This window comes from Streptomyces sp. (assembly GCF_035644915.1).
GTDB lineage: Bacteria > Actinomycetota > Actinomycetes > Streptomycetales > Streptomycetaceae > Streptomyces.
Window position 1 is genome coordinate 23,879 of sequence record NZ_DASQNP010000045.1, and the last position, 21,319, is coordinate 45,197.

20 protein-coding genes are annotated in these 21,319 nt (G+C 72.9%); 10 read left to right on the forward strand and 10 right to left on the reverse strand.

Features of this window, described 5'->3' with window-relative positions:
- Positions 1-42: 42 nt before the first annotated feature.
- A complete protein-coding gene (locus VE546_RS04995) occupies positions 43-891 on the reverse strand; it encodes an oxidoreductase (RefSeq protein WP_324918899.1) in 849 nt (282 codons plus the stop codon).
- Positions 892-996: 105 nt separating this feature from the next.
- Here VE546_RS04995 and VE546_RS05000 point away from each other — a divergent pair, with 105 nt between their 5' ends.
- Positions 997-1,998 carry an ATP-binding protein gene (locus VE546_RS05000; RefSeq protein ID WP_324918902.1) on the forward strand — a complete coding sequence of 334 codons (1,002 nt, stop codon included), beginning with the start codon at positions 997-999 and terminating at the stop codon, positions 1,996-1,998.
- 108 nt (positions 1,999-2,106) lie between these two features.
- On the opposite strand, the gene VE546_RS05005 is transcribed toward VE546_RS05000, so the two are convergent.
- Positions 2,107-3,399 carry a hypothetical protein gene (locus VE546_RS05005; protein ID WP_324918905.1) on the reverse strand — a complete coding sequence of 431 codons (1,293 nt, stop codon included), beginning with the start codon at positions 3,397-3,399 and terminating at the stop codon, positions 2,107-2,109.
- 256 nt (positions 3,400-3,655) lie between these two features.
- Here VE546_RS05005 and VE546_RS05010 point away from each other — a divergent pair, with 256 nt between their 5' ends.
- From VE546_RS05010 to VE546_RS05030, 5 genes are all read left to right on the forward strand, one after another.
- On the forward strand, positions 3,656-6,112 hold the full coding sequence (locus tag VE546_RS05010) for a SulP family inorganic anion transporter (RefSeq protein WP_324918946.1): 2,457 nt from the start codon (positions 3,656-3,658) through the stop codon (positions 6,110-6,112).
- 238 nt (positions 6,113-6,350) lie between these two features.
- On the forward strand, positions 6,351-8,315 hold the full coding sequence (gene acs, locus VE546_RS05015; protein WP_324918908.1) for an acetate--CoA ligase: 1,965 nt from the start codon (positions 6,351-6,353) through the stop codon (positions 8,313-8,315).
- A gap of 275 nt (positions 8,316-8,590) precedes the next feature.
- The gene (locus tag VE546_RS05020) at positions 8,591-9,052 is read left to right on the forward strand and encodes a phage holin family protein (protein ID WP_324918911.1); all 462 of its coding nucleotides are present in this window, start codon (positions 8,591-8,593) and stop codon (positions 9,050-9,052) included.
- A gap of 5 nt (positions 9,053-9,057) precedes the next feature.
- Entirely contained in the window at positions 9,058-10,011 is a 954-nt protein-coding gene (locus VE546_RS05025) for an alpha/beta fold hydrolase (RefSeq protein WP_414720405.1), read from the forward strand.
- A gap of 82 nt (positions 10,012-10,093) precedes the next feature.
- Positions 10,094-10,288: a hypothetical protein gene (locus VE546_RS05030; protein ID WP_324918914.1), complete on the forward strand. Its 195-nt coding sequence runs from the start codon at positions 10,094-10,096 to the stop codon at positions 10,286-10,288.
- A gap of 53 nt (positions 10,289-10,341) precedes the next feature.
- Here VE546_RS05030 and VE546_RS05035 read toward each other — a convergent pair whose 3' ends face one another.
- The 3 genes from VE546_RS05035 to nth are packed head-to-tail and all read right to left on the reverse strand — an operon-like array spanning position 10,342 to position 13,038.
- Positions 10,342-11,541 carry a MarP family serine protease gene (locus VE546_RS05035; protein WP_324918952.1) on the reverse strand — a complete coding sequence of 400 codons (1,200 nt, stop codon included), beginning with the start codon at positions 11,539-11,541 and terminating at the stop codon, positions 10,342-10,344.
- Positions 11,542-11,554: 13 nt separating this feature from the next.
- Positions 11,555-12,286, reverse strand: a complete 732-nt coding sequence (locus VE546_RS05040) for a CoA pyrophosphatase (RefSeq protein WP_324918917.1) — start codon at positions 12,284-12,286, stop codon at positions 11,555-11,557.
- Positions 12,287-12,291: 5 nt separating this feature from the next.
- Entirely contained in the window at positions 12,292-13,038 is a 747-nt protein-coding gene (gene nth, locus VE546_RS05045) for an endonuclease III (RefSeq protein ID WP_324918955.1), read from the reverse strand.
- Between the two features lie 360 nt (positions 13,039-13,398).
- On the opposite strand from nth, the gene VE546_RS05050 reads away from it, so the two are divergent.
- Positions 13,399-14,073 (forward strand): Crp/Fnr family transcriptional regulator, encoded by a 675-nt coding sequence (locus VE546_RS05050; protein ID WP_324918920.1) that lies wholly within the window; start codon positions 13,399-13,401, stop codon positions 14,071-14,073.
- A 141-nt stretch (positions 14,074-14,214) separates the two neighbouring features.
- Here VE546_RS05050 and VE546_RS05055 read toward each other — a convergent pair whose 3' ends face one another.
- The 4 genes from VE546_RS05055 to VE546_RS05070 form a co-directional block, all read right to left on the reverse strand.
- Complete coding sequence (locus tag VE546_RS05055; protein ID WP_324918923.1) at positions 14,215-15,045, reverse strand: MBL fold metallo-hydrolase; 831 nt, start codon at positions 15,043-15,045, stop codon at positions 14,215-14,217.
- Positions 15,042-16,007: an NUDIX hydrolase gene (locus tag VE546_RS05060; protein ID WP_324918926.1), complete on the reverse strand. Its 966-nt coding sequence runs from the start codon at positions 16,005-16,007 to the stop codon at positions 15,042-15,044. The genes VE546_RS05055 and VE546_RS05060 overlap by 4 nt, the downstream gene beginning before the upstream one ends.
- A gap of 93 nt (positions 16,008-16,100) precedes the next feature.
- The gene (locus VE546_RS05065) at positions 16,101-16,568 is read right to left on the reverse strand and encodes a RidA family protein (protein WP_324918929.1); all 468 of its coding nucleotides are present in this window, start codon (positions 16,566-16,568) and stop codon (positions 16,101-16,103) included.
- Entirely contained in the window at positions 16,565-16,720 is a 156-nt protein-coding gene (locus VE546_RS05070) for a DUF4177 domain-containing protein (protein WP_100202903.1), read from the reverse strand. Before VE546_RS05070 ends, VE546_RS05065 begins: the two co-directional genes overlap by 4 nt.
- A gap of 152 nt (positions 16,721-16,872) precedes the next feature.
- Between VE546_RS05070 and VE546_RS05075 the strand changes: the two genes are divergently transcribed.
- Positions 16,873-17,850, forward strand: a complete 978-nt coding sequence (locus VE546_RS05075; protein ID WP_324918934.1) for an ArsA-related P-loop ATPase — start codon at positions 16,873-16,875, stop codon at positions 17,848-17,850.
- Between the two features lie 77 nt (positions 17,851-17,927).
- Positions 17,928-19,241, forward strand: coding sequence for an ArsA family ATPase (locus VE546_RS05080; RefSeq protein WP_414720406.1), 1,314 nt, complete (start codon positions 17,928-17,930; stop codon positions 19,239-19,241).
- Positions 19,242-19,440: 199 nt separating this feature from the next.
- On the opposite strand, the gene VE546_RS05085 is transcribed toward VE546_RS05080, so the two are convergent.
- Positions 19,441-19,785, reverse strand: coding sequence for a WhiB family transcriptional regulator (locus tag VE546_RS05085; protein ID WP_324918937.1), 345 nt, complete (start codon positions 19,783-19,785; stop codon positions 19,441-19,443).
- Positions 19,786-20,180: 395 nt separating this feature from the next.
- Here VE546_RS05085 and VE546_RS05090 point away from each other — a divergent pair.
- On the forward strand, positions 20,181-21,319 hold a 1,139-nt coding region (locus VE546_RS05090; RefSeq protein ID WP_324918940.1), incomplete at its 3' end, for a transglycosylase domain-containing protein.

The window sequence follows — 21,319 nt, forward strand, 5'->3', positions numbered from 1 at the left end:
TTCCTGAAAGCGCGGGCCGGGAAGGGCCGCGGGACCGGACGGTCAGGCCGCCCCGCGCTGCAGCGCCTCGCAGACCGCCGTGCTCTCGCGCGCGCCCAGCTCAACCGCCCGGCCGCAGTGGGCGATCCACTCCGCCATGCCCTCCGGGGTGCCCGACACGTATCCCTCGAGCGCGCGGACGTAGGCGTCGCCGCCCTGCTCGGCGTGGCCGACCTCCGCCGGGCAGACGGACTTGGGGTCCAGACCGCCGCCGATCAGGACGATCCTCTCCGCCGCCCGGGCGACCAGGCCGTTGTACGTGCCGAAGGGGCGCAGGGCCATCAGCTCGCCGTGCACCACCGCCGCCACCACCAGCGCGGGCGCGGAGGTGCCCGCCACGACGAGCTGGGCCAGGGCGTCCAGCCGGGCCGACACCTCGGCGGCGTCCAGCAGTGGAAACCCTTCGAGCAGCGGCTCCGTCACCGGCTCGCCCGCCAGCCGGGGCCGCCCCACCGGGTCGCCGCCGGACCGCACCGAGGCGGAGTCCCGTACGTCGCCGCCCGCCGCCACCAGGTGCAGCCGGGCCAGCACCCGCAGCGGCGACTGCCGCCACACGTCCAGCAGTTGCCCGGCCTCCGCCGTCGCCCGCAGCGCCGCGCCGACCGTACGCGCCTCGGCGTCCGCCCCGAAGTCGCTGCGCCGGCGCACCTCCTCCAGCGGCCAGTCGGCCCCGCCGAGCGCCGCGGAGGCCCGCGCCCCGCGCAGCACCGCCTCGGCGGTGACCTCGCTGCTGCGGCGCCGCATCACGCGGTGCCCGTACACCCGGTCCACGGCCCGGCGCACCGAGTCGACGGAGTCGGCCACGCCGGGCAGCGCGCCCAGCGCGGCGAGGGGATCGGCAGTCGTAGGCATGTGTAGACCCTACGCACCCGCGACCGGAGGCCACGCCCCACGATCGAGTGGTCTTCTTCACGTGATCGCGCTGCGGGCCCCGGGCGCCCGACTACGCTTCCGGTTATGAAAATCGCTTTCGTTGGAAAGGGCGGCAGCGGCAAGACGACGCTGTCCTCACTGTTCATCCGCCACCTCGCCGCCCACCGCGTCCCCGTCGTCGCCGTGGACGCCGACATCAACCAGCACCTGGGCGTCGCGCTGGGACTGGACGAGGCGGAGGCCGCGGCCCTGCCCGCGATGGGCGCCCACCTGCCGCTGATCAAGGACTACCTGCGCGGCACCAATCCGCGGATCGCCTCCGCCGAGACGATGATCAAGACGACCCCGCCGGGCGAGGGTTCCCGGCTGCTGCGGATCACCGAGGACAACCCCGTCCACGACGCCTGCGCCCGCCGCGTCCGGCTCGCCGGCGTTCCCGGCGGCGGGGACGTACGGCTGCTGGCCACCGGCCCCTTCACCGAGGCGGACCTGGGCGTGGCCTGCTACCACTCCAAGGTCGGCGCCGTGGAGCTGTACCTGAACCACCTGGTCGACGGGCGCGGGGAGTACGTGGTCGTCGACATGACGGCCGGCTCCGACTCCTTCGCCTCCGGGATGTTCACGCGCTTCGACATGACGTTCCTGGTGGCCGAGCCGACCCGCAAGGGCGTGGCGGTCTACCGGCAGTACAAGGAGTACGCCCGCGACTACGGCGTCGCGCTGCGCGTGGTCGGCAACAAGGTGCAGGGCGAGGACGACCTGGACTTCCTGCGCTCCGAGGCCGGGGACGACCTGCTGGTGGCCTTCGGGCACTCCGACTGGGTGCGCGCGCTGGAGAAGGGCCGCCCCAGGCCCTTCCCGGAACTGGAGGACGCCAACCACGCGGCGCTGCGCGTGCTGTACGAGACGGCCGACGCCTCCTACGAGCGGCGCGACTGGGAGCGCTACACCCGGCAGATGGTGCACTTCCACCTGAGGAACGCCGAGAGCTGGGGCAACGCGAGGACGGGTGCCGATCTGGCGGCCCAGGTCGACCCCTCCTTCGTGCTGGGCGAGGAGGCGGTTCCCGCGCCTCAGCCCGTCTGACCCCGTAGGCCGCCGCACGGGCCCCGGCGCGGCGCGCGGTGGACGGCCACGGCGGCGGACCGGAGCAGCCGCACCGATCGGACCGGCCGAACCGGTCAGCCGGACCGGTCAGCCGGACCGGTCGGACCGGCGGTCGGACGGCGGGGAGGAGGCCGGCGCGGAGGGGGCGGCGGCCAGGAAGGTCTCCCAGCCGTCCTCAGGCGCCTGTCCCACGCCCAGCGTGCGCAGCTTCTCCAGGACCGCCGGGTCCTGCGCGTCGAGCCAGTCCACGAGCTGCCGGAAGGAGACGCAGTGCACGTCCTCCATGGGACACACCTTCTTCACGACGTCCTCGACGGCCTTCATGTAGACGCCGCCGTTCCAGTCCTCGAAGTGGTTCCCGATGACCATGGGCGCACGGTTGCCGTCGTACGCCCGGTCGAAGCCCTCCAGCAGGCCGTCGCGCATCTGGCGCCCCCACGCGGCGCGCCGTGACGGGTCGCCGTTGACCGTCCCCGACTGGTTGGCCAGGAAGTTGTAGTCCATCGAGAGCGTCTCGAAGGAGCGGCCGGGCATCGGGACCTGCTGGAGCGGCAGGTTCCACAGGCCACCCTCCTTGTCCGGCCAGACCTGGGTGCCGTTGCCGGAGGAGTCGTAGCGGAAACCCATCTCCTTCGCGGCGGGGAGCAGGTTCGCGCGGCCCTCCAGGCAGGGGGCGCGGCCGCCGACCAGTTCGCGGTCGTAGTCGAAGGGCAGCGGCTCCAGGTCCTTCCAGCCGGTCGTGGTCTTCCAGTTCTTCACGAACCACTTGGCCTGCTCGATCTCGCTCCTCCACTGCTCCGGCGACCAACTGCCGACGCCGCCCGGTCCGCAGAAGTGCCCGTTGAAGTGGGTGCCTATCTCGTTGCCGTCCAGCCAGGCGCCGCGGAGCTGTTCCAGCGTGGCCCTGACGTTCTCGTCCTTGAGGTAGCCGATGTCGGAGGCGCCGCGCGCGCGGCCGGGCGGACGGTAGCGGTGGGCCTCCGACTCGGGGAGGACGTAGACGCCGCTGAGGAAGTACGTCATGTGGGCGTCGTACTTCCTGCCGATCTCGCGGAAGCGGGAGAAGAGCTTCTTGCCGTCCTCGCCCGCGCCGTCCCAGGAGAAGACGACGAACTGCGGGGGCTTGCGGCCGGGTTCGAGCCTTCCGGGCTCGGGCTGGTCCGGCTGGGGGCCCGTGTACGCGGTGGAACCGTCGCCCACCAGCTCCGTCCTGGGTGCCTGCTTCCCCTGTTGCCCGTCCCTGTTCCCCCGTTCCCGCTCACCCTGCCCGCCGTTCACGCCGTTCCCGGGCGCGGCCGGGACGCTCGAACAACCGACTGCCAGCACGGCCAGCGCGGCCGCTCCCGCGACGCCCCTGGTCAATCTCCCCGCAGCTCCCATGAGCTCCACCTCACCACGTGCCTGTCCGTGCGCGTACGGCCGCTGCGTTCGGCCCGCGGCCGACTCCGCGCGCACTGTGAGAGGCGCAACCGCCGGAAGCGGTTCCCTCGGTTCCTTCACCCCCAGGCGTGAATAAGGGGCCCGTTTGCCCGACCCCCCTTCCTCGAGCCTTTACGCGACATTACGATTCGTTTACCGAAACTTTGTGTAGTCAGGCCCATACGGATCGTGATGGACCCTCGTGACGGAGACGGAAATGTCCGCCTGCGCCCCTCCTCGTTCCCCTGACGCCGACCACACCGGCCGTACCGGCCGGTCCGACCTCTCCGCCCGCGCCTCCCGGCTGGGCGACCTCCTGCGCCGCTCCTGGTACGGGGGCGGCAGCCCGAAAGGCGTTCTGTCGGCCGACCTCTCGGCCTCCGTGTCCGTGTTCCTCATCGCCCTGCCGCTCTCCCTGGGCATCGCCCTGGCCACCGGGGCGCCCCTCCAGGCGGGGCTGGTCGCCGCGGCCGTCGGCGGCATCGTCGCCGGACGGTTCGGCGGTGCACCCCTCCAGGTCAGCGGGCCGACCGCGGGTCTGACGGTGGTCGTCGCCGAACTGATCCAGCGCCACGGATGGCGCACCACGTGCGCCATCACGGTGCTCGCCGGGCTCGCCCAGCTCGGCCTGTCCGCGCTGCGCACGGCCCGCTCGGCGCTGGCGATCAGTCCGGCGATCGTGCACGGCATGGTCGCCGGCATCGGCGTGACGATCGCCCTGGCCCAGCTGCACATCGTGCTCGGCGGGAGCCCGGAGAGCTCCGCCGTCGCCAATGTGCTGGCCCTGCCCGGCCAGTTGGCCGACCCCCGTCCCGCCGCGCTGTCCGTCGGCGCCGTCACGGTGGCCGTCCTCCTGCTGTGGCCGCGGCTGCGCGGCCGGGCGGGCGAGCTGACGCGCAGGGCGTTCCCCGCCGCGCTGGCCGCGGTGACGCCGGCGACGCCGGCGACGGCGGTGACGGCGCTCGCCGGTCTGCGGCTGCCGCGCGTGGACCTGCCGTCCTGGCACAGTCACGCCCTGCCCTCGCTGCCCGAGGGGCCCGTTCTGGGACTGCTCGCCGCCGTGCTCACCGTCACCCTGGTCGCCAGCGTGGAGTCGCTGCTGACCGCGGTGGCCTCCGACAAGCTGGCCCTCGCCCGTACGCTTCCGGAGCACCTGTCGGGCGTCCGGATCCCCCGCCCCGACCTGGACAGGGAGCTGCGCGGCCAGGGCCTGGCCAACATGGTCTCCGGAGCCCTGGGCGGGTTGCCGGTCACCGGCGTCGCGGTGCGCACCGCGACGAACGTGCAGGCCGGTGCGGTCAGCCGCAACTCCGCCGTTCTCCACGGGGTGTGGGTGCTGTTCGCCGCCGGTGCGCTGGTCGGCCTGCTGGAGCTGATCCCGCTGGCCGCCCTCGCCGCGCTGGTGATGGTGGTCGGCGTGCAGATGGTCAAGATCGTCCACATCCGCGGCGTCACCCGGCACCGCGAGGTGCTGGTGTACGCCGCGACGGCGGCGGGCGTGGTGCTGTTCGGCGTGCTCGAAGGGGTGGGCATCGGCATCGCCGTCGCCGTCGCCGTCGCCCTGCACCGCCTGGCCCGCACCCGGATCACCTGCGAGACCGTGCGGGAGACCGGGCCGCACGGGGCGGAGGAGGTGGTCCACCGGGTACGGGTGCGCGGCCAGCTGACGTTCCTGGCGGTGCCGCGGCTGAGCCGGACGCTGGGCCGGTTGCCCGAGGGGAGCCGGGTGGTGGTGGAGCTGGGAGGCTCCTTCATGGACCACGCGGCGTACGAGACCCTGCGGGACTGGGAGACCTCCCACACGGTGCACGGCGGCAGCGTGGAGATCACCGGCCGCTCCGCGCCCTGCGTGCAGGAACCCGCCGCCCCGCACGGCTGCAGGCCGTGGACGCCCTGGCGCAACCACCAGTGCACCAGGCCGTTCCCCGGCCCGGCCTCCGGCGAGACCTCCGGCAAGGGCCTCGACAGGAGTCAGCTCCTCGGCGGGGTGCGCAACTTCCAGCGCACCACCGCACCGCTGGTCCGCGAGGAGCTGGCCCGGCTGGCACGGGAGGGGCAGCGGCCCTCCCAGCTCTTCCTCACCTGCGCCGACTCACGACTGGTCACCAGCATGATCACCTCCAGCGGGCCGGGGGACCTCTTCACCGTGCGCAACGTCGGCAACCTGGTGCCGCCGCCCGGCGCCGAGGGGAACGACGACTCGGTGGCGGCGGCCATCGAGTACGCCGTGGAGGTGCTGCGCGTGAAGTCGATCACCGTCTGCGGGCACTCGGGCTGCGGCGCGATGCAGGCGCTGTACGACTCCGGGCCGGACGCCGTCGCCACGTCCCTGAGCCGCTGGCTGAGCCACGGCCGTCCCAGCCTGGAGCGACTGGCCTCGTGGCGCGGCTCCGGCCCGCGCATCGCGGACGGGGACGAGGGGGACACGGCGCCGCGCGAGTCGGACGGGCTGGAGGCGCTCTGCCTGACCAACGTGGTGCAGCAGCTCGACCACCTGCGGGCCCACCCCTGCGTGGCCCGGCGCCTGGCCGAGGGCTCACTGGAGCTGCACGGGATGTACTTCCACGTCGGCGAGGCACAGGCGTACGTACTGGACGGCACGGGTGACGCGGGCCGTGACGGCGGGGAGGGGCCGGTGTTCACACCCGTACGGCCCGACGTCGTGGTGGCCTGAGCAACGCCCGGGGGCGGCGGCCGGAGGCGATGCCCGGAGACGGCGGCCGGTGGCGGTCGGCGGGCGGCGGAGCGTGCGGAAACACGCCGCTCGACCGCTCGTCGGCCGCTCGCCGACGGGCACGAACCCCTGGGCGCAAGAGGTCTACACCACTTGGCAGACAACTCTTGTCAGGCGGCACACAGGCTGATGAGCTATGACCTGGGACACAGCAGACACCCTGGGAAAGGGAGATGTCGTGAGCAACGAAAGCCTGGCCAACCTGCTCAAGGAGGAACGGAGGTTCGCGCCGCCCGCCGAGCTGGCAGCGAACGCCAACGTCACGGCGGAGGCGTACGAACGGGCGAAGGCGGACCGGCTGGGCTTCTGGGCCGAGCAGGCCCGTCGGCTGACCTGGGAGACCGAGCCGACCGAGACACTGGACTGGACCAACCCGCCGTTCGCCAAGTGGTTCAAGGACGGCAGGCTCAACGTGGCCTACAACTGCGTCGACCGCCACGTCGAGGCGGGCCTCGGCGACCGGGTCGCCATCCACTTCGAGGGCGAGCCCGGCGACACCCGCGCCATCACCTACGCCGATCTGCTGCGGGAGGTCTCCAAGGCCGCCAACGCCCTCACCGAGCTGGGCGTCCAGGCCGGCGACCGGGTCGCGATCTACATGCCGATGATCCCCGAGACCGTCGTGGCGATGCTGGCCTGCGCCCGCATCGGCGCCCCGCACTCGCTGGTCTTCGGCGGCTTCTCCGCCGACGCGCTCGCCACCCGCATCCAGGACGCCGACGCCCGCGTCGTCATCACCGCCGACGGCGGCTACCGGCGCGGCAAGCCCAGCGCCCTCAAGCCCGCGGTGGACGAGGCCCTGACCCGGCCGGGCACCGAGAACGTGCGCAGCGTCCTGGTCGTACGCCGCACCGGCGAGGACACCGCCTGGACCGAGGGCCGGGACGTGTGGTGGCACGAGCTGGTGGACCGCCAGTCCGAGGAGCACACCCCGCAGGCGTTCGAGGCCGAGCACCCGCTGTTCATCCTCTACACCTCCGGCACGACGGGTAAGCCCAAGGGCATCCTGCACACCTCCGGCGGCTACCTCACCCAGGCGGCCTACACCCACCACGCCGTCTTCGACCTCAAGCCGGAGACGGACGTCTACTGGTGCACGGCCGACGTCGGCTGGGTCACCGGCCACTCGTACATCGTCTACGGGCCGCTGGCCAACGGCGTCACCCAGGTGATGTACGAGGGCACTCCCGACACCCCGCACAAGGGCCGCTGGTGGGAGATCGTGGAGAAGTACAAGGTCACGATCCTCTACACCGCCCCGACCGCCATCCGCACCTGCATGAAGTGGGGCGACGACATCCCGGCGGGGTTCGACATGTCCTCGCTGCGCGTGCTGGGCTCGGTCGGCGAACCGATCAACCCCGAGGCGTGGATCTGGTACCGCCACCACATCGGCGGCGACCGCACCCCGGTCGTGGACACCTGGTGGCAGACCGAGACCGGCGCCATCATGATCAGCCCGCTGCCGGGCGTCACCGAGGCCAAGCCCGGCTCGGCGCAGGTGCCGCTGCCCGGCATCTCCGCGACCGTCGTGGACGACGACGGCAACGAGGTGCCCGACGGCTCGGGCGGCTACCTGGTCCTGACCGAGCCGTGGCCGTCGATGCTGCGGACGATCTGGGGCGACGACCAGCGCTACCTGGACACCTACTGGTCGCGCTTCAAGGACCGCTACTTCGCGGGGGACGGCGCCAAGAAGGACGACGACGGCGACATCTGGCTGCTGGGCCGGGTGGACGACGTGATGCTGGTCTCCGGCCACAACATCTCCACCACCGAGGTCGAGTCCGCGCTCGTCTCCCACCCGAAGGTCGCCGAGGCGGCGGTCGTGGGCGCCACCGACCCGCAGACCACCCAGGCCATCTGCGCCTTCGTCATCCTGCGCGGCAACGCCGCGGAGGACGAGGGCCTGGTCGAGGAGCTGCGCGCCCATGTCGCCAAGCACCTGGGCCCGATCGCCAAGCCCAAGCGCATCCTTCCGGTCGACGAGCTGCCCAAGACCCGATCCGGCAAGATCATGCGGCGTCTGCTGCGCGACGTCGCCGAGAACCGGGCACTGGGCGACGTCACCACCCTCACCGACTCCACGGTGATGGACCTGATCCAGGCCAAGCTGCCGGGCGCCTCCTCCGCCGAGGACTGAGACGGCACAAACGATCCGGAACGAACAGAACAGCGGCGCGACCGGAGCGATTGACACATAGAGGGGTACAACCGCATACCGCGGCCGACACCGCGACCAGGGGCGTCCGGTCGCCGCCGACACGGCGGCGCCCGGACGCCCCCGTCCGTCACGCGCCGGGGTGAGATACGTCTCGGCCGGGCACCGGCGGCTCGCCGCACCAACGCGCGACGCCGGGGACCGCATTCCGGCATGATCTGACCCGTTCGGTAGCCGATGACGGGAGGAAGCAAGCGATGAGCGCAGCCGACGACGGCCGCAGCATCGGCCAGTTGGTCGCCGCGGCCACGACCGAGCTGTCCGCGCTGGTGCACGAGGAGATCGCACTGGCCAAGGCCGAACTGCGGCAGGACGTCAAACGGGGTGTGATCGGCAGCGGCGCCGCCATCGCGGCGGGGGTGCTGGCACTCTTCTCACTGCCCGTGCTCAGCTTCGCCGCGGCGTACGGCATCCACAACCTGGGGCTCGGGCTCGCCTGGTCCTTCACCGTCGTGGGTGCCGCCTACCTGCTGGTCGCGGCCGTGCTCCTGCTGCTGGCCAAGGTCAAGCTGTCCAAGGTCAAGCCGCCGCGGCGCTCGATCGCCTCGGCCAAGCAGTCGGCGGCCGTACTGTCCAGCGTCAAGCCGCACCCGCGCGCCGTTCCGAGGGGGAGGACGGAACCCCAGGCCGTCGAGCGCATGTCACGCTCGTCCGCATGACCGACATGACGGGCACGACAGGCATGACAGGCGCGACGCCCCCCGCCTCCCCCTCGTCCATCGTCCGGATGGACGGCCCCTGGACGCACCGGGACGTCGCCGCCAACGGCGCGCGCTTCCACATCGCCGAGATGGGCGACGGCCCGCTGGTGCTGCTGCTGCACGGTTTCCCGCAGTTCTGGTGGACCTGGCGGCACCAGTTGCCCGCCCTGGCGGAGGCGGGCTACCGCGCGGTCGCCATGGACCTGCGGGGCGTGGGCGGCAGCGACCGCACGCCCCGGGGTTACGACCCGGCGAACCTCGCGCTCGACGTCACCGGCGTGATCCGCTCACTGGGCGAGCCGGACGCGGCGCTGGTCGGTCACGACCTGGGCGGCTACCTGGCCTGGACGGCGGCGGTGATGCGCCCGAAGTTGATCCGGCGCCTGGCCGTGGCCTCGATGCCCCACCCGCGCCGCTGGCGCGCGGCCATGCTGGGCGACCTGCGGCAGACGGCGGCCGGCTCGTACATCTGGGGCTTCCAGAGCCCCTGGATCCCCGAGCGGCGGCTGGTGGCGGACGGCGGGGCGCTGGTCGGCCGCCTGGTGCGGGAGTGGTCCGGGCCGCGGCTGCCGGACGACGGCGCGGTGGAGGTCTACCGGCAGGCGATGTGCATCCCCTCCACGGCGCACTGCTCGATCGAGCCGTACCGCTGGATGGTCCGGTCGCTGGCCCGCCTGGACGGCTTCCAGTTCAACCGCCGCATGAAGCGCCCGGTCCGCGTCCCCACCCTCCACCTCCACGGCTCCCTGGACCCGGTGCTGCGCACCCGCAGCGCGGCGGGCTCGGGCCAGTACGTGGAGGCCCCCTACCGCTGGCGCCTCTTCGACGGGCTCGGCCACTTCCCGCACGAGGAGGACCCGAAGGCCTTCACCACCGAGCTGATCGACTGGCTCAAGGACCCCGAACCGGACCGATGATATGGGCACGTGACGCCCGCATAGGCCAATTGACGGACCATTGGGCGATTACCGACCATGGGGCACGGGCAGAGTCCGGGGTATGGGCTGGACGCACGACTACCGTGACGTGTCACGCGACATCCGTGAACAGAGCACCGCGCAGGGCGCGCCCCCGCGCTCCCCGCGCTCTCCCGGGGACCACCGCGATCTCCGCGACCCCCAACTCGGCATCCCCCACATCCTGCGCCGGCGCGCCCGCTGGGTCGGCGCGCGGCTGCGGCATACGCGCGGCTGACGCCGCCCGCGGGCCCACCGCCGGTTCCCCGCCGACCCACCGCCTCCGCCGCGTCACATCGCGCAGCCCTGGCTGTCCACCGGACCGCGGGCCGCGCGTCCGTGCAGGATGTCCTGGCGCACCTCGTCGTTGGTGAGCGCGTAGCCGGTGTTGGCGTCCTCCCGGGACTTGGCGAAGATGACGCCGTACACCCTGCCGTCGGGCGTGAGCAGGGGGCCGCCGGAGTTGCCCTGCCGGACCATGGCGTGCAGCGAGTACACGTCGCGGCGCACCGTGCCGCGGTGGTAGATGTCCGGGCCGCTGGCCTCGACGCGGCCGCGCACGCGGGCGGAGCGGACGTCGAACGCGCCGTTCTCCGGGAAGCCCGCGACGATCGCGTCGTCACCGGTCTCCGCGTCGTCCCCCACGAACCGGAGCGCCGGCGCGTCGAGTGACGGCACGTCGAGCACGGCGATGTCGCGCTCCCAGTCGTAGAGGACGACCGTGGCGTCGTGGAGTCTGCCCTCGCCGCCGACCTGCACCGTCGGCTCGTCGACGCCGCCGACCACGTGCGCATTGGTCATCACGCGCCCGTCGGCGAAGACGAAGCCCGTGCCCTCCAGCACCTTGCCGCAGCTCGGTGCGGTGCCCATCACCTTGACGATGGAGCGCTTGGCGCGGGCGACGGCGGGGCTGTCGACGAGCGCCGGGTCCGGCGGTGCCACGGAGGTGATGGGCTCGTTGGCGAACGGCGAGAAGACCTGCGGGTAGCCGTTGCGCGCGAGCACCGAGGTGAAGTCCGCGAACCAGGTGTTGGCGCCCTCCGGCAGCGTTCCGGACACCCCTTGCAGCACCGCGGATCCGCGGACCTCCCGGGCGAGGGTGGGCAGGGTCGTGCCGGCCAGCGCCGAGCCGATCAGCCAGGCGACGAGCAGCATGGCCACGACGTTCACCAGCGCGCCGCCGGTCGCGTCCAGGGCCCGCGCCGGCGACCAGGTGATGTGGCGGCGGAGCCGGTTGCCCAGGTGCGTGGTGAACGCCTGCCCCACCGAGGCGCACACGATCACCACGACCACCGCCGCGACCGCGCCCAGCGTGCCCGGTGACGACCCGTCGGCGACCTCGTTCCAGATGACCGGCAGCAGGTAGACCGCCAGGAGTCCGCCGCCGAGGAACCCGATCACCGAGAGCACGCCCACCACGAAGCCCTGGCGGTAGCCGACGATCGCGAACCACACGGCGGCGATCAGCAACAGTACGTCCAGCACGTTCACGTCGCCCACCGTCTCATGCGTGCCAGTCGAGGGGGACGCACCGCTCGGTGTCCCACGGTCGCTCCCATCCGGAGAAGTGCAGGATCCGGTCGATGATCCCGGCCGTGAACCCCCACACCAGCGCGCCGCCGACGAGGAAGCACGGGCCGCGGTAGCCGCTGGGGTGCACCACGGTGGCGCGGTTCGCCGGGTCGGTGAGGTCGTCCACCGGCACGGTGAACACCCGGGCCGTCTCGGCCGGGTCCACCGGCGCCACCGGGCTCGGCTCCCTCCACCACCCCAGTACGGGCGTGACGACGAATCCGCTCACGGGGATGTAGACGCGCGGCAGCCGGGCGAAGACCTGCACCCCGGACGGATCGAGCCCGGTCTCCTCCTCGGCCTCCCGCAGCGCGGCCCGCAGCGGCCCGTCACCCTCCGGGTCCCCGTCCTCCGGGTCGAGGGCGCCCCCGGGGAAGGACGGCTGCCCGGCGTGCGAGCGCAGGCTGGAGGCCCGCTCGATCAGCAGCAGCTCGGGGCCCGCGCCGTCCCCTCCCTCGCCGGATCCCTCGCCGAAGAGCACCAGCACGGCCGACTGCCGGCCGCCCCCGTCCCGCGGCGGCAGGAACCGGCTGAGCTGCCGCGGCCGTACGGTCGCCGCCGCCCCGGCCACCGGGCGCAGCCACTGTGGCAGCCCGCGGTCGCTGACGGTGACGGGGCGGCCGTGCGCCTCTTGCGCGTCGTGCGCCTCCTGCGCGTTGCCCATGCGCCTCACTCCGCGCCCAGCGGCGGCGCGGGCCGGCCGGGGTAGCCCGCCGGGGGCTTGAGGCGCTGTCCGGGCAGCCCTCCCATCTCGTACTTCAGCAGCTTCTTCGCCTTCTCCGGGTCCGTCTCGCCCTCTCCGTAGGAGGGGCACAGCGGGGCGATCGGGCAGGCGCCGCAGGCGGGCTTGCGGGAGTGGCAGATGCGGCGGCCGTGGAAGATCACCCGGTGCGAGAACATCGTCCACTCGCTCCTGGGGATGATCTCGGCGATCTCGGCCTCGACCTTCTCCGGGTCCGTCTGCTCGGTCAGCCGCCAGCGGCGCACCAGCCGCCCGAAGTGCGTGTCCACGGTGATGCCCGGCCTGCCGAAGGCGTTCCCCAGCACCACATGGGCGGTCTTGCGGCCGACGCCGGGCAGGGACACCAGGTCCTCCAGGCTGTCCGGCACCTCGCCGCCGAAGCGGTCGCGCAGCGCCGCGGAGAGCCCGAGCAGCGCCTTGGCCTTGTTGCGGAAGAACCCGGTGGGCCGGATCAGCTCCTCCAGCCGCTCGGGGTCGGCCGCGGCCATCTCCTCGGGGGTGGGGTAGGCGGCGAAGAGGGCGGGGGTGGTCTGGTTCACCCGCAGGTCGGTGGTCTGGGCGGAGAGGACGGTGGCGACCAGCAACTGGAACGGATTCTCGAAGTCCAGTTCGGGATGGGCGTAGTAGTACACCTCGGCCAGCTCGCGGTTGATGCGCCGGGCACGGCGGACCATGGCGAGCCGCGTCTCGGGTTTGCCGCCGCCCCTCGCCGTTCCCGCCGTCCTCGCCGTCCCCGCCGCCGTGACCCGCTCGGCGGCCTTCTGTTCGCCCACAGCGGAATCGCGGGCCGACCCACGGGAAGCCATCACCCGTACGCCCCCTTCCCATCCGTTCTCACCGGGGTGTTGGACCCCCGGCCAGCGTACGGGTGAGCGGCGGCGTTCGCCCCGCTCACCGCCGATTCGGAGACCAATCGGGCCCCTGGCGCATCCCCCGGGCTCCGGGTACGTCAAACTTGTGATTGATCGCACTGTTTTACCGTCCGGCATCATGGGGGCGACAGTCCCGTGGGCAGGTCGACAAGGAGAGAACTCGTGGACGACGTTCTGCGGCGCGCACCGCTCTTCGCGGCGCTTGACGATGAGCAGGCTGCCGAGCTGCGTGCCTCCATGACAGAGGTGACGCTCGCCCGGGGCGAGGCCCTGTTCCACGAGGGCGAACCCGGTGACCGGCTCTACGTGGTGATCGAGGGCAAGGTCAAGCTCCACCGGACCTCCCCCGACGGCCGCGAGAACATGCTGGCCGTGCTCGGCCCCGGCGAGCTGATCGGCGAGCTGTCCCTGTTCGACCCCGGCCCCCGTACGGCCACGGCCACGGCGCTGACCGAGGTCAAGCTGCTCGGCCTGGGCCACGGCGACCTCCAGCCCTGGCTGAACGCCCGCCCCGAGGTCGCCACCGCGCTGCTGCGCGCCGTCGCCCGCCGGCTGCGCCGCACCAACGACTCGATGTCCGACCTGGTCTTCTCCGACGTACCCGGCCGCGTCGCCAAGGCGCTGCTGGACCTGTCGCGCCGCTTCGGCGTGCAGTCGGAGGAGGGCATCCACGTGGTGCACGACCTCACCCAGGAGGAGCTGGCCCAGCTCGTCGGCGCCTCCCGCGAGACGGTCAACAAGGCCCTCGCCGACTTCGCGAGCCGCGGCTGGCTCCGCCTGGAGGCGCGTGCGGTCATCCTGCTGGACGTGGAGCGCCTGGCGAAGCGGTCCCGCTGAGCCTCCGCGGACCGGGGGACGCGCCGCACCCGGCCGGGCGCGGTGCGTGACGCGCCCGTCACCCCGTCGCGTCCGGCGCACCTGTTGTCTCCGGCGGCGTCCGCCGTGCCTGCCGTGTCCGGTACGTCCGGCGCACCGGGGTCATATCAGGCCGTGCTCCTCCAGGTACTCCAGTTGCGCCCGCACCGACAGCTCGGCGGCGGGCCACAGCGTGCGGTCCACGTCCGCGTAGACGTGCGCCACGACCTCCGCCGCCGTGCGGTGGCCGTTCTCCACGGCCGTCTCCACCTGCGCCAGCCGCTTGGCGCGGTGGGCCAGGTAGTACTCGACGGCCCCCTGCGCGTCGTCCAGCACCGGACCGTGCCCCGGCAGCACCGTGTGCACGCCGTCGTCCACGGTCAGTGAGCGCAGCCGCCGCAGCGAGTCCAGGTAGTCGCCCAGCCGCCCGTCGGGGTGGGCCACCACCGTCGTGCCGCGGCCCAGGACCGTGTCGCCGGTGAGCACCGCGGCGTCGGCGGGCAGGTGGAAGCTGAGCGAGTCCGCGGTGTGCCCCGGCGTCGGCACCACCCGCAGCTCCAGCCCCCCGGTGGTGATCACGTCCCCGGCCGTCAGGCCCTCCTCCCCCAGCCGCAGCGCCGGGTCGAGCGCGCGGACGGCCGTGCCCGTCAGCTCCGCGAAGCGCGCGGCGCCCTCGGCGTGGTCCGCGTGGCCGTGGGTCAGGAGCGTCAGCGCCACCCTCCGGCCCGCCCGCTCGACGGTGTCGATCACCCTGCGCAGGTGCCCCTCGTCCAGCGGCCCGGGGTCGATGACGACCGCCAGCGGCGAGTCCGGCTCGGCGACGATCCAGGTGTTGGTGCCGTCCAGCGTCATCGGCGAGGGGTTCGGCGCGAGCACGCACACCGCGCGGGCGGTGCCCGTCCCGTCGATCGCGCCGCCGCGCGGCTGTCCGGGGAGGGCTGCGGCGTCGGTCATGCGGTGCGTCCCCCTGCCCCGGGCTCCCCCGCGGGTACGTGCTGGGTGAATTCCTCGTGCCCCGGCCAGCTCAGCACGACACGCCGGCCGCCGGTCCCGTCCTCCTCCAGCCGCGCCCGGGCCAGCACGGGCGTCAGGTCCCGCTCCCGGGAGGCGGCCAGCGCCGCGGCGGCGTCGGCGTACGGCTGGAGCTGCCGCAGGGTGGCGATGGTCGGCGGCATCATCGTCAGCTCGCCCCGGTCGTAGGCGGCGGCCGCCTCGGCCGGGCGGATCCACAGCGTGCGGTCCGCCTCGGTGGAGGCGTTGCGGGTGCGCTGGCCCTCGGGCAGCGCGGCCACGAAGAACCAGGTGTCGTAGCGGCGCGCCTCGAACTCCGGGGTGATCCAGCGCGCCCAGGCGCCCAGCAGGTCGCTGCGCAGCACCAGTTCACGGCGGGTGAGGAAGTCGGCGAAGGACAGTTCGCGGGCCACCAGGGCCGCCCGGTCCGCCTCCCAGTCCTCGCCCGTGGTGTCGGCGACGACCGTGTCCGGGTCCGGGCCGGCCAGCAGGACGCCCGCCTCCTCGAAGGTCTCGCGCACGGCCGCGCACACCACGGCCTGCGCGACCGTCTCCTCCACCCCGAGCCGCCGCGCCCACTCCTCGCGCGCCGGGCCGGCCCACGCCACCGCGTGCTGGTCGCTCTCGTCGCGCGGGTCCACCCCGCCGCCGGGGTAGGCGTACGCGCCCCCGGCGAAGGCCATGGAGGCACGGCGGCGCAGCAGGTGGACGACCGGGCCGCCGTCGGGGGTGTCCCGCAGCAGCATCACGGTCGCCGCCCGGCGCGGCGGTACGGGCGTGAGCCGCCCCTCGGCCAGGGCGCGGATGCGGTCGGGCCACTCGGGCGGCCACCACTGCCCGTTCCGCCCGCTCCCGGCCGGGGACGGCTGCTGCGGCGACTGCGGCACCTGCGGCGTTGACGACATGGCCGGATCGTACGGCCGTGAGCTGTGATGTTCGAGAGGGAGTCTCGAACATCACAGTCGTCCGGCCGCCTCGGCCGCCCGGTCGGGACCGGCTCAGTCCGCCAGCTCGACCAGGAGCTCGACCTCGACCGGCGCGTCGATCGGCAGCACCGTGACACCCACCGCGCTGCGGGCGTGCACGCCCTTGTCCCCCAGCACCTCGCCCAGCAGCTCGCTGGCGCCGTTGACCACGCCGGGCTGGCCGGTGAAGTCCGGGGCGGAGGCGACGAAGCCGGTGACCTTCACCACACGGGCGATCCGGTCCAGGTCCCCGATGACCGACTTCACCGCCGCCAGGGCGTTCAGCGCGCAGATGCCGGCCAGCCGCTTGGCCTCCTCCGCCGTCACCTCGGCGCCGACCTTGCCGGTCACCGGCAGCTTGCCGTCGACCGTCGGGAGCTGCCCGGAGGTCTGGACGTAGGAGCCGGAGCGCACCGCCGGGACGTACGACGCCAGGGGTGCCGCCACCTGCGGCAGGGTCAGCCCCAGTTCGGCCAGCCTCGCCTCGACGGATCCGCTCACTGCTTCTCCCGCTTGAGGTACGCCACGAGCTGTTCCGGGTTCGGGCCGGGGACGACCTGGACCAGTTCCCAGCCGTCCTCGCCCCAGGTGTCCAGAATCTGCTTGGTCGCGTGCACGAGCAGCGGTACGGTCGCGTATTCCCACTTGGTCATGGGGGTGACCTTAGTCCCTCGCCGCGCCTTCCCCCCACCGCTGTGGACAGCGTCACGGACACCGCCGAGGACACCGCCGCGGCGTGCCCCGCGTACCTGCCACGGCCCATCCCCACGCGTGGCCCGCCGGCCCGGTGGTTAGGCTCCGAAGGGTGAGCAGGCTGCATGTGGTGACCGGCAAGGGCGGGACCGGTAAGACGACGGTCGCCGCCGCACTCGCGCTCGCCCTGGCCGAGGAGGGAAGGCGCACGCTCCTGGTCGAGGTGGAGGGCCGGCAGGGCATCGCCCAGCTCTTCGAGACCGAGGCGCTGCCGTACGAGGAACGGAAGATCGCCGTCGCACCGGGCGGTGGCGAGGTGTACGCGCTGGCCGTCGACGCGGAACGGGCCCTGCTGGACTACCTGCAGATGTTCTACAAGCTCGGCGGCGCCGGGCGGGCCCTGAAGAAGATCGGGGCGATCGACTTCGCCACCACCATCGCGCCCGGCGTGCGCGACGTCCTGCTCACCGGCAAGGTCTGCGAGGCGGTGCGCCGGCGCAGCCGCAGCGGCGGCTTCGTCTACGACGCGGTGGTCATGGACGCGCCGCCCACCGGCCGGATCGCCCGCTTCCTCGCCGTCAACGACGAGGTGGCCGGGCTGGCCAGGGTCGGGCCGATCCACAACCAGGCGCAGGCCGTGATGCGGGTCATCAAGTCCCCCGAGACCGCCGTGCACCTGGTGACCCTCCTGGAGGAGATGCCGGTCCAGGAGACGGTGGACGGCGTCGCCGACCTGCGCGCCGCCGGCCTGCCGGTCGGCTGCGTGTTCGTCAACATGACGCGCCCGGCCCTGCTGGACCGGGCGTCCGTACGGGCCGCCGGGGAGTCCCGCACCGAGATCGCCAAGGCGCTGTCCCGGGCGGGCCTGGGCGGCGCGCGGCGCGGCGGACGGGCGGAGCAGCTCGTCGAGCCGCTGCTCCGCCAGGCCCACGAGCACGCCGAGCGGGTGGCCCTGGAGGGCGAGCTGCGCTCGGAGATAGCCCGGCTGGAGCTGCCCACGTACGAGTTGGAGCTGCTGGCCGAGGGCGCCGACCTGCCCGGCGTCTACCGGCTGGCCGGGGAACTGCGCGAACAGGGGGTGGCGGTGTGACGGCACGCACGACGCGGGCGGCGCGGACGACTCACACGTCCCGGACGGCCGAACCGGCGGCCGGGGCGGCCGGCACGCTGCCGGTGCTGGAGATCGACCCGCTGATCGACGACCCCGGGACCCGGATCGTGGTCTGCTGCGGCGCGGGCGGCGTCGGCAAGACGACGACGGCCGCGGCCCTGGGCATACGGGCGGCCGAGCGCGGCCGGAAGGTCGTCGTCCTCACCATCGACCCGGCCCGCCGGCTGGCCCAGTCGATGGGCCTGACCGAGCTGGACAACACGCCGCGCCGGGTGGCGGGCGTGGACGGCTCGGCGGGCGGCGAACTGCACGCCATGATGCTGGACATGAAGCGGACCTTCGACGAGATCGTCGAGTCCCACGCCGACCCCGCGCGGGCCCGCGCCATCCTGGACAACCCCTTCTACCAGTCGCTGTCGGCGGGTTTCGCGGGGACGCAGGAGTACATGGCGATGGAGAAGCTCGGCCAGCTCCGCGCGGGCGACACCTGGGACCTCATCGTCGTCGACACCCCGCCGAGCCGGTCCGCGCTGGACTTCCTGGACGCCCCCAAGCGCCTGGGGTCGTTCCTGGACGGGCGGTTCATCCGGGTGCTCACGGCCCCGGCGAAGATGGGCGGCCGGGCGGGGCTGCGGTTCGTCAACCTGGGGATGTCCGGGCTGTCGATGTTCACCGGTCTGCTCAACAAGCTGCTGGGCTCCGGGCTGCTGCGCGACATGCAGACCTTCGTGGCCGCCATGGACACGATGTTCGGCGGCTTCCGCACCCGGGCCGACGCCACGTACCGGCTGCTGCAGGCGCCGGGGACGGCGTTCCTGGTGGTGGCGGCCCCGGAGCGGGACGCGCTGCGCGAGGCGGCGTACTTCGTCGAGCGGCTGGCCGCGGACCGGATGCCGCTGGCCGGGCTGGTGCTGAACCGGATGCACGGCAGCGAGGCGGCCCACCTCAGCGCGGAGCGCGCGCTGGCCGCCGCGGAGAATCTTGAGGACGAGGGCATTGTCGATCATCCCACCGGGAAGGGTGGTGAGGGACGGCCCGCGCAGCGGTCCGCCTCCGACGACGATCCCTCCCCCGGCGATCCTCCCGGCGATCCCCGCGACGGCTCTCCCGAAGCCCCCGGGAACGGCTCCCCCACCGTCCCCACCACGACCGAGCGGCTGGCCGCGGGCATGCTGAGGCTGCACGCCGAGCGGATGCACGTGCTCGCGCGCGAGCGGCGCATGCGGGATCGTTTCGCCGCGCTGCACCCCGAGGTGCCGGTGGCCGAGGTCGCCGCGCTGCCCGGTGACGTCCACGACCTGGAAGGGCTGCGGGCGATCGGCGAACGGCTCGCGGCACAGCCCGGCGGGGCCGCCGGGACGCAGGGGTGAGCGGCCGTACGGCCTGACGTGGCGGCGGCCGTACGACTCGCCGCGCGCCGGCTCGGCACGCGGCGGTACGGCGACCGGGGCCCGTCACGACCGACGGCCGTCCCACGGCGTCCGGCGCCCACGGGCACCGCGCCGCCGGGCCGGTCGTCCTTTCGGGCGTCGTCCTCCGGGACGGTCCGTGGACGGGCCCGCGCCCGGGTCAGCCCGCGGCGGCGTAGTCGCCGTCGTACTGCCGCGCGTCGACGTCCACGGGCAGCAGACCCGCGCTGCGCTCGTACTCGGTGCGCGCGGTCTCCAGGAGTCTCCGCCAGGAAGTGACCGTCGGGCGGCGGCGCAGCAGCGCTCTCCGCTCCCGCTCGGTCATCCCGCCCCACACTCCGAACTCCACCCGGTTGTCGAGGGCGTCGGCCAGGCACTCCGTGCGCACCGGGCATCCGGTGCAGACCGCCTTGGCGCGGTTCTGAGCCGCCCCTTGTACGAACAGTTCATCCGGATCGGTAGTGCGGCAGGCCGCCTGCGCACTCCAGTCGGTTACCCAGCTCATGCCGGCGCCGTCCTCTCCCGAATCGAGGCTCCCCCACGGCGGCAACGGCATATTCACCGCTGCCAGTGCAGGACGTTACGGAAGGCGAGCAGGGTGCAACACCCCCGACGGGCCCAATCTTGAATGGCCCGAACGGACTATGGGTACGTGGCAGATCACCCAACGGAGTGACCGAGGATCGAGTCCGACTTTCCGCCCATAGAGGGGCATTCCGCCCGACATTCAGCGGACTTCAACGGGGAGACTCTCGACACAGAAGTGCAATTCGGTCACAACTCAACACCCGATGGAGTGACTTGGGAGTTGACAAGGAACCGCGAAACCGTGCCAGACGTGTTACAGCGTAGGCGAACACATGCTCACCTGTCCGGCGATTGAGAACGTAGGCTGCCCACATGGCAAACAAGCGCTCGGGTGGCGGGCTGACCGGGACCCAGCAGGCCGCCAAGTTCCTCGGTGTCAGCGTGCTCGCGGGAGCCGTGCTGGCGGGCATCGCGCTGCCCGTGGCCGGCGGTCTCGGGCTGGCCGCCAAGGGGACCGTCGAGAGCTTCGACGAGATACCCATTGACTTCAAGCGCCCCCCGCTGAGCCAGAAGACGCGGATCCTCGACTCCGAGGGCGGCCTGATCGCCGACGTCTACTCCCGCAACCGCACGGTCGTCCCGCTGGAGAAGGTCGCCCCGGAGATGCGGAAGGCGATCGTCGCGATCGAGGACTCCCGCTTCTACCAGCACGGTGCGATCGACCTCAAGGCGCTGCTGCGCGCGCTCAACAGGAACGCGCAGCAGGGCGGGGTCGCCGAGGGCGGCTCCACCCTCACCCAGCAGTACGTCAAGAACGTCTTCGTCGAGCAGGCGGGCGACGACCAGGAGAAGGTCGCGCAGGCCACCCAGCAGACCCTGGGCCGCAAGATCCAGGAGCTGAAGTACGCGATCAAGGTCGAGGAGGAGCTGAGCAAGAAGCAGATCCTGGAGAACTACCTCAACATCACGTTCTTCGGGCAGCAGGCGTACGGCATCGAGGCCGCCGCCCAGCGCTACTTCTCCAAGCCCGCCGCCGACCTCGAACTCCACGAGGCCGCGACCCTCGCCGGGCTCGTCCAGTCCCCGACCTACTACGACCCCGTCAACTACCCGGAACGGGCCCTGGAGCGCCGCAACGTGGTGCTCAAGCGCATGGCCGAGACGGGCGCCGCCGGCCGTGCGGAGGTCGACGCGGCCCGGAAGAAGGGCCTCGGCCTGAAGATCAGCAGGCCCAAGAACGGCTGCATCACCGCCACCAACGAGGCGGGCTTCTTCTGCGACTACGTCCGCAAGGTCTTCCTGACCGACCCGGCCTTCGGCAAGACGAAGGAGGACCGTCAGAAGCGCTGGGACCGGGGCGGCCTGACGATCCGCACCACGCTCTCGCCCAAGGCGCAGAAGGCCGCGGCCGAGGCCGCCACCAGCAAGGTCTACAAGGACGACCCCGTGGCCGCCTCGGTGGTCCAGGTGGAGCCGGGCACCGGCAAGATCCTCTCGATGGCCCAGAGCCG